We start from the raw sequence: 493 nt of genomic DNA, 5'->3' as shown, positions 1-493 counted from the left end.
CATTGTTCTCGCACCAGGCCATGACTTGCGCCGGCCTCAATGGCTGTCGCCACGGATCAGCATGCGGGTGGTCGGCCAGCGCGGGCGCGGATGCGGCGCACGAGACGGCGCAGATGGCCGCGGATCTCCTTGCCCGTCGAGGTCTTGCCAGGACGCAGGATCATCGCGATCGGGCGTCCTGTCGCGGCGTCGTAGATGTGGATCGGCAGGAAGCAACGCTCGTCGTAGTGGGCGTTGAAGAGCGACAGCTGCTGATGGGTATGCGGCGTCTCCGCCCCATTGATTTTTTGGTTGCAACGGTCAGGTCTAGCGCTTGCAGATGGTCCTATGAGCACGTCGGGGAGTCCCGGACGAGCTCATTGTGAGGCGCTGATGCGTTGCGCATGGGCCCAGGGCATAAGGGCCGTCGATGTCTTTGGAGAGGTGGCCATTTGCGAGGCTGATGAAGAGACCGCGCAGGTAGGCGTATGGTTCAACGCGGTTCATCTTGCAT

2 pseudogenes are annotated in these 493 nt (G+C 62.5%); both read right to left on the bottom strand.

Annotated features, from left to right (window positions below):
- Nucleotides 1-39: 39 nt before the first annotated feature.
- Nucleotides 40-257 (bottom strand): annotated as a pseudogene (locus EOA27_RS39710) (transposase); the annotation flags it as partial.
- Nucleotides 258-356: 99 nt separating this feature from the next.
- A pseudogene (locus EOA27_RS39705) lies at nt 357-493 on the bottom strand (transposase domain-containing protein); the annotation flags it as partial.

The organism is Mesorhizobium sp. M2A.F.Ca.ET.037.01.1.1, assembly GCF_003998075.1.
Lineage (GTDB): Bacteria > Pseudomonadota > Alphaproteobacteria > Rhizobiales > Rhizobiaceae > Mesorhizobium.
This window is presented reverse-complemented; position numbering and strand designations above follow the sequence as displayed.